9 protein-coding genes and 2 pseudogenes are annotated in these 11,336 nt (G+C 61.3%); 3 read left to right on the top strand and 8 right to left on the bottom strand.

Annotation, left to right across the window (positions count from 1 at the left end):
• Both ACPYOI_RS32210 and ACPYOI_RS32205 read left to right on the top strand, forming a co-directional pair.
• Nucleotides 1–565 (top strand): ABC transporter permease subunit (locus ACPYOI_RS32210; RefSeq protein ID WP_481423894.1); only part of this gene is annotated, 565 nt, incomplete at its 5' end.
• 2 nt (nt 566–567) lie between these two features.
• Nucleotides 568–1,629: an amino acid ABC transporter permease gene (locus ACPYOI_RS32205; protein WP_481423893.1), complete on the top strand. Its 1,062-nt coding sequence runs from the start codon at nt 568–570 to the stop codon at nt 1,627–1,629.
• A 512-nt stretch (nt 1,630–2,141) separates the two neighbouring features.
• Here the strand turns inward: ACPYOI_RS32205 and ACPYOI_RS32200 are convergent.
• The 8 genes and pseudogenes from ACPYOI_RS32200 to ACPYOI_RS32165 form a co-directional block, all read right to left on the bottom strand.
• Nucleotides 2,142–3,240: pseudogene (locus ACPYOI_RS32200) on the bottom strand (ABC transporter ATP-binding protein).
• Nucleotides 3,241–3,250: 10 nt separating this feature from the next.
• Entirely contained in the window at nt 3,251–4,231 is a 981-nt protein-coding gene (locus tag ACPYOI_RS32195) for a DUF4432 family protein (RefSeq protein WP_481423892.1), read from the bottom strand.
• A gap of 2 nt (nt 4,232–4,233) precedes the next feature.
• Complete coding sequence (locus tag ACPYOI_RS32190) at nt 4,234–5,766, bottom strand: sulfatase (protein WP_481423891.1); 1,533 nt, start codon at nt 5,764–5,766, stop codon at nt 4,234–4,236.
• 18 nt (nt 5,767–5,784) lie between these two features.
• Nucleotides 5,785–6,624 (bottom strand): carbohydrate ABC transporter permease, encoded by an 840-nt coding sequence (locus tag ACPYOI_RS32185; protein WP_481423890.1) that lies wholly within the window; start codon nt 6,622–6,624, stop codon nt 5,785–5,787.
• Nucleotides 6,621–7,568, bottom strand: coding sequence for a carbohydrate ABC transporter permease (locus tag ACPYOI_RS32180; protein WP_481423889.1), 948 nt, complete (start codon nt 7,566–7,568; stop codon nt 6,621–6,623). The genes ACPYOI_RS32185 and ACPYOI_RS32180 overlap by 4 nt, the downstream gene beginning before the upstream one ends.
• Nucleotides 7,569–7,570: 2 nt before the next feature.
• Nucleotides 7,571–8,911: an extracellular solute-binding protein gene (locus ACPYOI_RS32175; RefSeq protein WP_481423888.1), complete on the bottom strand. Its 1,341-nt coding sequence runs from the start codon at nt 8,909–8,911 to the stop codon at nt 7,571–7,573.
• A 160-nt stretch (nt 8,912–9,071) separates the two neighbouring features.
• Complete coding sequence (locus ACPYOI_RS32170) at nt 9,072–9,977, bottom strand: LysR family transcriptional regulator (protein WP_481423887.1); 906 nt, start codon at nt 9,975–9,977, stop codon at nt 9,072–9,074.
• Between the two features lie 356 nt (nt 9,978–10,333).
• On the bottom strand, nt 10,334–10,795 hold the full coding sequence (locus ACPYOI_RS32165; RefSeq protein ID WP_481423886.1) for a hypothetical protein: 462 nt from the start codon (nt 10,793–10,795) through the stop codon (nt 10,334–10,336).
• Between the two features lie 52 nt (nt 10,796–10,847).
• Between ACPYOI_RS32165 and ACPYOI_RS32160 the strand changes: the two are divergent.
• Nucleotides 10,848–11,336, top strand: a pseudogene (locus ACPYOI_RS32160) (transposase); the annotation flags it as partial.

Below are 11,336 nucleotides of genomic sequence, written 5' to 3'. Positions count from 1 at the left end.
CCGCGTGAGAACCGGCAATATGTCCAGCGGTCGGTGGATCTCGGGTGCGATCTGCCTCGCTGTTCCCCTTCTCCTGCTGCTCGCCATCGAGCGGCCCGTGACCTGGAGCCTGCCGCAATTGAAGGGCTTCAATATAACCGGCGGACTCTCCGTCATCCCGGAGTTCGTCGCGATGGCAGTGGGTCTCAGTGTCTATGGCTCGGCATTCGTGGCCGAACTCATTAGAGGCGGCGTAGAGACCGTCAGTCGCGGCCAGACCGAAGCCGGACAGGCACTCGGCCTGTCGCGCTGGAGGATCTACAGCAAGATCGTCATACCCCAGGCACTGCGGGCGATCATCCCGCCGCTGACCGGGCAATACATCACGCTCCTCAAGAATTCGTCGCTGGCGTCTGCGATCGGCTATCCCGACCTCATGCTGATTTTCGCAGGCACGTCGCTCAATCAGACTGGCCAGCCATTGGAGATCATGGCGATGACGATGACAAGCTATCTCCTTCTTTGTCTTGTCACCGCGGCGATCGGCAATATCGTCAATGGGCGCATGCAATTGGTCGAGCGATAACCATGGTCGCTGCCAGAACCTTCATGCGAAACTGCTTCTCCTCGCCGCTCAATGCGGCGATCACGCTTGCCATCCTCTACTGGCTCATAAGGACGATCCCGCCGCTTTTCGACTGGACTGTCTTGTCGGCAGTATGGAGCGGACAATCGCCGCAGGATTGTGCCAATGTTGATGCCGCCTGCTGGCTGTTCGTCAAGCTGCGCTACCACCAGATCCTCTTCGGCTCCTACCCGCCGTCAGAAACCTGGCGCATCATGATCTGTGGGATCATCGGACTTATCGCGATCGCGACACTGTCCCTGCCGGCCGTCCGAAGCAGGCCTTTCGCAAGCATCGCTATCCTTCTCCTCTTTCCCGTACTTGCCGGAATTCTTTTGCGCGGCGGTATTTTTGGCTTGAGCTCGGTGGCGACAAGTCAGTGGGGCGGGTTGATGCTGACGCTCGTGGTTGCCCTTTGGACGATCGTTTCCACGCTGCCCCTGGGTCTTGGGCTCGCCTTGGCGCGGCGCTCCAAGATGCCTGTCATCTCGGGACTGGCAGTCTTCTATATCGATATCGTGCGCGGCCTTCCCCTGGTTGGCGTGCTGTTCCTGGCGATCGTCCTGTTCCCACTCTTCGTGCCGCCCGGCGTCGAGATCAATCCGTTGGTGCGCACCCTGATCGCATTTAGTCTGTTCAATGCGGCGATCATGGCGGAAGTCGTTCGAGGTGGCATTCAATCGGTGCCCAGGGGTCAATACGAGGCGGCGACATCGCTCGGGCTCAGCCACTGGCATGCAATGGGCCTTTGCGTCATCCCGCAGGCGATCCGGGCTTCCCTTCCGGGCATCGTCAACCTTAGCATCGCCATTATGAAGGAGACGACCATCGTCCTCATGGCGGGGATGTTCGATTTCCTGGGGGTGTTGCAAGGGTCGCTGCTCGATCCCGAATGGCTCGTCGGCGACCAGATCCGCCAGACCGCCTATTTCTTCGCCGGGATCGTGTTTTTCGCCATCTGCTTCAGCTTGTCACGCTACAGCCTCCACATCGAGCGCAAGCTCAGCCCGCAGATTTCCAGGTAATTTTACGAAGACTTGAACGGATCCGGATGAGCGTCCGCAAAGTCAGGCAACGAATTGCGGCTCTGTTGCAAAATTTGACATAGCGCTATTTCGGACGATTTCTGCGGCTGCTTAGAAGGCGGCAACGAGGGTTTCGAACTGTTCGGCCATTTGATGGGCGACCGGTGTGAGCGTCCTGCAACTCGCGCTTTCGCAGCATGTGGACGATCTCGATGCCGGATAATATTGCCGCTGCGGATTTGAAGAACTTGAAGCCGAGGGGGCGGGGTCAAGGATCGCGACAGCGACCGCAGCGCTGCGCGCGCGGGAGCCGAAATGCGCCAGCATTTTGAGGGAACCGCAGCCGGGGTAATGCCGTTGCCCGCGATATCCGTCTGGCGGAGATGCTGATTACCAAGTGCGCCCGTCCCGACCCGGCAGTGCTGGTTGCCAGCGACATCAAGCTGAAATCGCTGCTCGCCGCCTGACGTCGGGAAACGGGGTCGAGGTGGTGCCTCAATCCCGGAAAACGCTCAGTGCGCGGGTTCGACCTGCCTGTCAACGAGCCGGATACCCGTATCCTTGTCGAAGAGATGCACGCTCTCCGGCGCAATGCGCAGGCCAACCCTGGAGCCGACCGTGAATTTCGAGCGGGCATCGGTCGAGGCGGTGATCGTTTCCGAACCATGGCGGACGAGAAGCACCGTTTCGGCCCCGGTGGGCTCGACGACCGACACCGTCGCCGGCAGGCCTTCGCCTTCGCCCGTCACGTCCACCCGCTCCGGGCGAACGCCCATGACCAGCGGCCGGTCGATGAGGGCATCGGCTGCGCCAAAGCCGAGATCGAGCCTGGCGCCGGCGGCGGTTTCGAAGACGGACCGGTTTTCCGCCTTGATCGAGCCGCTCAGGAAGTTCGTGCTTGGCGATCCGATGAAGGAGGCGACGAAGAGATTAGCCGGCGTATCGTAAAGCTCCATCGGGCTGCCGATCTGCTCGACCTTCCCGTCCCGCATGACGACGATCTTGTCGGCCATGGTCATGGCCTCGATCTGGTCGTGGGTCACATAGACCGTGGTCGTGCCGAGGCGCTGGTGCAGCTGCTTGATCTCGGCGCGCATCTGCACGCGCAGCTTGGCGTCGAGATTGGAGAGCGGTTCGTCGAAGAGAAAGACCTGCGGATTGCGCACGATGGCGCGGCCCATGGCGACGCGCTGGCGCTGGCCGCCGGAGAGTTCCTTGGGGTAGCGCTCCAGAAGCGATTCAAGGCCTAGAATGGCGGCGGCCTGCGCCACCTTTTCCTTCTTTTCCTCAGGCGACGCCCCCTTCACGCGCAGGGAAAAGGCCATGTTTTCCGAAACGGTCATATGCGGATAGAGCGCATAGGACTGGAACACCATGGCGATGTCGCGCTGCTTGGGCGGCATGTCGTTGACGACCCGGCTGCCGATCGCGATGTCGCCACCCGATATGGTCTCCAGGCCGGCGATCATCCGCAGCAGGGTGGATTTTCCGCAGCCGGACGGGCCGACGAGGACGACGAATTCGCCGTCGTTGATATCGACGTCGACGCCATGGATCACCCCGGGTGGCGCCGTAGGCCTTCTGAACGTTGCTGATACTGACCGAAGCCATGATTTCCTCCTCAAAGGCCTGGACCGTCAAGGTCCCCGAAACTGTATTCCACGCGGTAGGTCCGCGTTCCCCCGGGCGGCAGGCGTTCGCCGGCATGGCTCGTGCCGTCCGGATGACGATCGGTGGAAACCGGCTCGATGGCGACGATCTGATTGTTGGGGCGCGGATCGTTCCAGATCTGCAGATAGGGCAGGGTCGATGCATCCCAGCGTACCAATGCTTCGAAACCACGCCAGCGGCCATCGCCCGGCCGGCGTACCGTGCAGACCGGATCGCTTGCCGGCACCGGCAGGCAGCGCACCGACGGCTCGCCATGGCTGCTGTCCCGCGAGATCGGCCCGAGCAGGACCTCTTCGCCCAGACTGACGACGCTACCGGGGGCAATGAGCGGAAAGCCGAGATTGGTGTGATAGAGAAGAAAGATCTCCTCTTCCCGGCCGCCTATATTCTGCACGCGGTCGATGATGCGCAGGCTCGATCCGCCGATCGGGGCCTCGATCCGCCGCAGCAGGCGAAGCCGTTCGCCGTTCTGGCGCGCCTGCGTCACCTCACCCTCGCAGAAGAGCACGGGCGTTGCGGCATTCCAGTCCTCGCCATGGGCGGTGAGCCGGCCCGGCGTGAAAGGAAGGTGGCCATGCAGCGGCTTGCCCCTGGCCGGCTGACGAATATGGTCCAGCCCGCAGGTGACGAGAAAACCGGAAAACAGGCGCTCGAAGCCGAAGCCGCCTTCGGCTTCCGCATCCCGCAGCATCGGGCTCGCAAAGCCGGCAGGGCTTTGCCAGGCGACAGGCGTGCCCCGCCACCAGAGGGGCCCGATATCGAAACTGCGGTCGCACAGCACCCAGAAATCCAGCCCGCCGCCGGTCGAGAAGACCAGCGCCTGCACCCCGCGTTCCGGCCCGTCGTCGAGCACGATCCGGCGCACGGAGGCCAGTTGCCGGAGGTCGCCGACCAGGGGACGCAAGGCCTCCGCGCCGTTCTTGACCGGCATGCCTAGGCCTCGACCGCTTGGCTTGCCGGCGCCTGTAGTTCCAGGCGGGTAAAGGCCTCGGGCGGCGCGTCGTTATCGGCCATCAGGCGGAGCATCAGCGCCGTCATTGCCTCTTCTGCCTTCTCGTCATCGAGCGGATGCTCCTGGCCCGGATCAGTGGCGAGATCGTAGAGCCGGATATCGTTCTCGATCATGGCGCCCGGCCCGTAATGCTGGTTCATCGGCGTTCGCTCGATGACGGGCACTTTCAGGAGCGGCACGCCCTTGGTGAAGCCGAAGGGGCTCGACAGGGAGGCAGCCGACAATTCCTCCGGCGTGAAGAAGCTGAAGATATGGGTCGGCATCAGGGTGTACTGGTTGATCTCTTGCTTCATCAGGTCGGCCGGATAGCGGTGATAGGTGTGCCGGCCGTCGGTGACGTTGACCGCGCCGCCGAAATAGCCGAACAGCGCGCCCTCCCGCATCGGCTTTTCCATCGACGCGAAGATCGAGGGCGCCATCATCTCGGCGGGCGCCGCGACGTTGAAGAAATCGAGGAAGGTCGGCGCCAGATCGGTGGTCTGCGTCAGGTTGGCCGAGCGCGTTCCGGCCAGCTGCGCACGGCGCGGGTCATGGACGAAGAGCGGGATATGCACGATTTCCTCGTACATGTTCATCCGGTTCTTGGCCCAGAAATCATGTTCGCCGAGCAGGAAGCCGTGATCGGTGGTGACGACCAGGGCGGTATCCTTCCACATATCGTGCTTGTCGAATTCGTCGAGCAGATTGCCGAGCAGGGAATCGCAGAGCGCAACCGTCGCGTAATAATTGGCGCGCAGCTCCTCGCATTCGTCAGGCAGCTCGTCGACGCGGCCATAGCGCGGCCAGTCGCGGATCGGGCCGCTCCAGCCGGTCTTGAACTGGTCCTTGAAGCGCTCCGGCGCATGGAAGGGCTCATGCGGGTCGAAGGTCTCGATCTGGACGATCCAGTTGTCGGCATCCCGGTTCCGCTCCAGGAATTCCATGCCGGCCTTGAACACCTGGACCGAGGGGAAGTCCTCTTCCTCCTTGATGGATTCGCGGTTCTTGATGTTCTGGGCCTGATAGTTGCGGCGCTGGGTGGAGAACTGCCGCTCGTGGTATTTCTCGCGCAGGCGCTCCCAGTGCGGCTGCACCATGGCCTTCCAGGGATCGCCTTCCTGGCCGCGCACGAAATCGTAGGAATCGTAGCGGTTATGGTAGGTGGCGCCGCCATCTTCCCAGTAGTGGAAATGGTCGGTGACCAGATGGCTGTAGACGCCCGCCCTGGCCAGCAGTTCGGGGAAGGAATTGTCGTAGGGCTCCATCGGCCCCCAGCTGCGGTGAAGGAAGCTCAGCCGCCCCGTCAGCATGTCGCGCCGGGCCGGCATGCAGGGCAGGCTGCCGACATAATGCTTGTCGAAGGCGACGGACCGCTTTGCCAGCCGGTCGAAATTCGGCGTCGGGATGCGGGTGCCGCCATAGGGGCCGAGCATATGGCGATTGAGCGAATCGAAAAGGACGAAGACCACTTTCATTGGCTTGCTTCCGTATTGTTATTTCACCGCGCCCGAGGTCAGGCCACGAACGATGAAGCGTTGCGCGATAAGGAGAAGAATGACGGCCGGCAGCATGGAGAGCAGCGAGGCGGCGGCCATTTCGGTGAAGGCGATCGTGTTTTCCTGGGCATATTTGCCGATGGCGACGGGAACAGTGGCGGTCTGCCGCTGGCTGAGCGTCAGGACAACGGCGAATTCGTTCCAGCTGAAGATGAAGGACAGGATGCCGGCGGCGGCAAGGCCGGGCCGCACCAGGGGAACGATGACGTGCCTGAGGATGCCCGGCGTTTCGGCGCCGTCGATCTTGGCCGCCTCGATCAGCTCCTTCGGCACGTCGCGCACGAAGACGTTCATCATCCACAGCGCCATCGGCAGGTTCAGCGTCGTATGCGCCAGGATCAGGCCGAGATAGGTATTGTCGAGGCCGATCAGGCGGAACATCGAATACCAGGCGCCGGCTAGCGTGATCGGCGGCACCATGTGGAAGATCACCGACCAGCCGAGCATGGATTGCCCGACCCAGGCCGGCCATTGCATCCGCTGCAGCGAATAGGCCGCGAGCGTGGAGACAATGAGGACCAGAAGCGTGCTGACGGCCGCGATGATGAAGCTGTTCGCGAAGTTCCTGATATAGTCCGAGGTGCTTGAGAACAGCACCTTGGTGAAGTTCATCAGGGTCGGCTGGAACAGGATCTGGCCGGTGAGCAGCGAAATCTGCGTCTTGAAGGCGGCAGCCGCGATCCACAGGAAGGGAAAGAGCACGAGGACGACGGCGATCAGGAGCACGAGATGCCGGACCGTCGATGTCCTGGCGGTAGATTGGGCGACCACGCTCATGCTGTCACTCCCTTGCGGCGGGTGGCGGCGGTGACCACGATGATGAGAAGCGCGATGAAGGCAAAGGTGGCGATCGACATGGCCGAGCCGTATCCCGGCTGGTCCTCGGTGAAGAAGCGGCGGAAGATGGTGAAGCTGATGACCTCGGTCGACGATCCCGGGCCGCCGCCGGTGAGCAGATAGACCTCGTCGAACACCTTAAAGGCCAGGATCAGGCGGAAGACGAAGGTTACCGCGATGGCCGGCAGCATCAAGGGCAGCGTGATGAAGCACAGGCTCTGCCACCGCGAGGCGCCGTCGATCTCGGCCGCCTCGTAGACATCCTGCGGAAGGGTTTCGAGCGATGCGAGCAGCAGCAGGAAGCAGAATGGCGTCCAGTGCCAGATATCGACGACGATGATCGAGGCGAGCGCGAAATTGGCGTCGCCGAGCCAGTCGCGCGGCGCGATGCCGACGAGCGAGACGATCTTGTTGAGGATGCCGAAATCGAAGCTGAACATCAGCTTCCAGATGGCGCCGATGATGATGCCCGGCACCAGGATCGGCAGCAGGAAAACGGTGCGGTAAAACAGCCGGCCGTGGATGATCGAGCTGGTCAGCACCGCCAGCGCAAAGCCGATGACCATCTGGATCACCACGGCGACGACCGCAAAGATTAGCGTGTTGCGGATGCTGGCGTCGAACAGCGTATCGGAGCCGAGATCGGCATAATGCTTGAAGCCGACATAAGTCCAGCTGGAAAGCCCTTCGGCCCAGTTGATGTCGTGGAAGCTGAGCATGGCCAGGTTGACCATCGGCAGCACGGTGAGAGCTGCGAAGATCAGGATGGCCGGGGCCAGCGTCAGGCTGCGCCAGAACCGGTCCGGCGAGGGCGTGCGCGGCCCCTTTTCCGCCAGCTCTTTCGAGCCGGCGGAGCGGGTATTGGCGGTCTGTGCGATGGACACTGTCAATCCTTCAGGTCGGGCAGGAGCGGCGCCTTGTAGCCGGCCTTGGTCATGATCGGCTCGATTTCCTTGGCCATGGTGTTCAGGCCGTCATTGACGCTCATTTCGCCCGAGATGATCTGGTTGAAGCGAAGCTCGGTCACCGCGAGAATCTGGGCCGATTCCGGAATGACGAAGGTAAGCTTCGCCGTCTCCAGCGCCTTGGCGAGCGGCTTCATCCAGCGATATTCCGGCTTGTCGGCCATGTCGGATTCGAGCACCGCCCGGCTGACCGGCGGCGAGCCGGCTTCGGCATAGGCCCTCTGGGCCGCATCGGACTGGAACCAGGTGAGGAAGGCGAGCGCCGCCTTCTGGCGGTCGGCCGGAATGTTCTTCGGAACGCCGCCGAGCCAGTGGCCAAGCGGCGGCGAGGAGGGAAAGCCCGGTGCATGCGGCGGCGGCGCAAAGCCGACCTTGTCGACGACGATCGACTGGTTGGGATCGTCGAAGGTGGAGGCGGCAAGCACGGCGAGAATATGGCCGGCCTTGCCGGTCGCCATGTTCTGGATGACGTTGGTCTGCGTCTGGCCGGCGGTCGAGGGGTGGCCCGCTTCCTTGGCGAGCTTCAGATACATCTGCATCGCGGCCTTGGTTTCGGGGCTGTTGATGGTGATGGTGTAGTCGCCGCCCTTCTGGTCCTTGAAGATTCCGCCGCCATAGCTCCAGATATAAGGCAGGACGTCATAGGTGACGTCGAAGGTGCCGCGCGCGCCGCGCTGGACGATGCCGTACATGCTGGGCGGATTGTTGAGCGCCTTGGCATTGGCAAGCAGGTCATCCCAGGTTTCGGGAACCTTGAGCCCTTTTTCGGCATAGAGATCGGAACGATAGTGAAGCAGCGGGATAAACGGATTGATCGGCACCGACATCAGCGCGCCGGTCTTCCCGTCGATTTTCTTGGTGGCCGCATCCCAGTAGACGGAATCGTCGAATGTGTAGATGTCCGTGCTCAGCGTGAAGCTGGCGTCGATGTCCTTCAGCGGCTTCAGGAAGCCGCCCTGGTACATTTCGATGAAGAAGCCGGCATTCATGACGAGAATATCGTAGGGGCTTTCCTTGGCGCGGACCGCGCTTCGCTGCTTTTCCAGGCTTCCGGCAAAGGGGTTGACGTCGAGCGTGACGGTGTTGCCAGTCTTTTCCTGATACTGCTCCACGACTTTCTGGAAGCCGGCGAACCATGGAGACTGGTTGATGACGATCGTAATCGGCACCTGGTCCTGTGCGAGCGCCGGCGTCGAAAGCGCCGCCGGGATCGTCATACTTGTCGCAAACAAAATGGCGCGAATATAGGCGCTGAGGGTCATGCCTGTTCTCTCCTCCGATCAAACCTGCAAAACACCCATCTCCACGCGGCTGCCTTTTGGCGTCTCCCCGCCATTGCGTGTTTTGCACGGGAAGACTTGCATTTTCCCGATATTCTAACAACTAACTTCGGATGCGTGTTCCATAGAGAAAAGTAATGGCTCAGTTGACCGGGTTTGCAGCGCAGAACTGCCGGAGCTCCTCAAGCAACAGGGCGGCCGTCGGCGAGGTCCACGATGCGCGGCGGCGTATGATGGCAGCGTTCCGCTCGCTGGCGAGTTCCTCGATATAGAGGGCTATGAGGCCGGTGCCGTCCGGCGGTTCGACGGCGGTGCTGGTGGTGTAGGTAAGGGCCAGCGAACTGCGGACCATGGCGACCATGAAGGCCATGGATTCGGTTTCGACAGAGGGCTCGGGCGGCGAAATATTGTGCGACATGAACAGCGCATTGAGCCGCTGCCGGGCCCGGGTAACATCGACCGGCAGAACCCAGGGGTAGTTCAGGAGATCGGTGATCGAAATCCTGGCCTTGCCGGCAAGCGGATGGTCTTCCCTTGCCACCACGCAGAGGTCGACATTCGATACGATCTCGACATCGAGGTCGTTGGCATTTTGCGACCAGGGCGTTTCGGCAACGACGAAGTCCAGGTCTCCGCGCCTGAGGCCCCGCAGCAGCGCCTCGTCGAAACCGCCAATGACCGTGATTTTCAGCTCGGGCCGGGTGGACACCACCTTGGCGACGACTTCGGGCAGGTGCCGGCGCAGCCAGGCCGGGCCGGCGCCGATCCGCACCGTGCCGCGGTCGCCCTTGGTCAGCGCGTGCAGCTCTGCGCGCGCCTCGGTCATCTGGATCCTGATGACCTCGGCATGCCGGACGAGATGCTGGCCGGCGGCCGTCAGTTCCACCCCGCGCGGCAGCCGGATGAAGAGGGCGGAGCCCAGCTCTTCCTCTAGCAATTTCATGCTTTTGGTGAGCGTCGGCTGGGCGACGTTGAGTTCGTTTGCGGCAACCGTGATGCTCTTGCGCTCGGCGACGCGAAGGAAATAGGTGATCTGTCGAAGGTCCATTGGCCGGAGCATTCTTGGAGGACGGAATAGATTCTGGAAGCTTACATGAGACCCCGGCAAATCCAAATTCGGGCGCCTGAGGATAGTATCGCCCGTGAAGACTGAGCCGACGTGTTGGCATTCAGGTATTCGACCTCAAACTCAAGACCCTCAAGGGACTCACAGCCTACGAGTTCACCTGCAAAGCGTGGACCTCACTGCCCGAACGCTTCACGCTCGATCCGCTCCAAAAAATGCCGGGACTAAACACCGAGAGCGGTTCATGTGACGGAAGGTATTCTGCATTGGCGAAGTAGTTCGGCCCCGTAGACTTAGTTGAGAAATGGCTCATGTAAATTTTGACTTGTCGTTTTTCTTTACAGCTCGAAACATCGACCAAAAAATGGAACCAATCGTACAACGCCTAGAGGTATCGCGGTAATTCCGCGCGCACCTTTGATTTTAGCTAACAACTGTGCCTTGCGGGCCATCAGGTGCCCCTGTGCTGCAAGATCGAGATATATCTCTTCTTCACCGGTTCTGGTGCGCCGCTGGGAATTCTCGGTTAAAAGTCGATACGCCCAGTATGCTGCGGAGGGATTTTGATCTGCCAGGGATCGGTACCGTTCTAGCGCGTCACTCAAATGCCCTTTGCGAAGCGAATATCCCGCGAGTTGGTACGTTGCGGGCGCAAAGCCGCGAATTTCAGACTGGACAAACAAGCGTTCTGATTGGTCCGATGACTGGACGACACCGGATCCGATTTCGTAGAGAACGGCGAGGCAATAGGCAGCTTCTCCGCCTATGACCGATTCGTCTTCGACTAGCTGACCTGCCACGGGTAATTTCCTCCAAAATTGATTAGAGTCCGGCCCATTGAAGGACGGACGCATGAAGAAGCAGAGATTTACGGAAGAGCAAATTATTGCGGTGCTGAAGGAGCAGGAGGCTGGCGCGAAGGCGGTGGACCTGTGCCGGAAGCACGGGATTTCAGAAGCCACGTTTTATAATTGGAAAGCCAAATACGGGGGCATGGAGGTGTCCGAGGCGAAGCGGCTGAAGGCGCTTGAGGACGAGAACGCCAGGCTGAAGAAGCTGCTCGCCGAACAGATGCTTGATGCAGCCGCACTGCGCGAGCTTCTATCAAAAAAATGGTAGGGCCCGCCGCCAAGCGTGAAGCCGTCATGCACCTGAAGACCGTCATGGGTCTTTCGGAGCGGCGGGCCTGCCTGATCATATCTGCCGATCGCAAGACGGTGCGTTATCAGTCGTGTCGACCGCCGGAGGTTGAATTGCGAGCGAAGCTCCGCGAGTTGGCTAATGAGCGACGGCGCTTCGGTTACAGGCGGCTGTTCATCCTGCTTCGGCGGGAAGGAGAGC

It is taken from the genome of Rhizobium sp. SVR5-2C (genome assembly GCF_056755115.1).
This window is presented reverse-complemented; position numbering and strand designations above follow the sequence as displayed.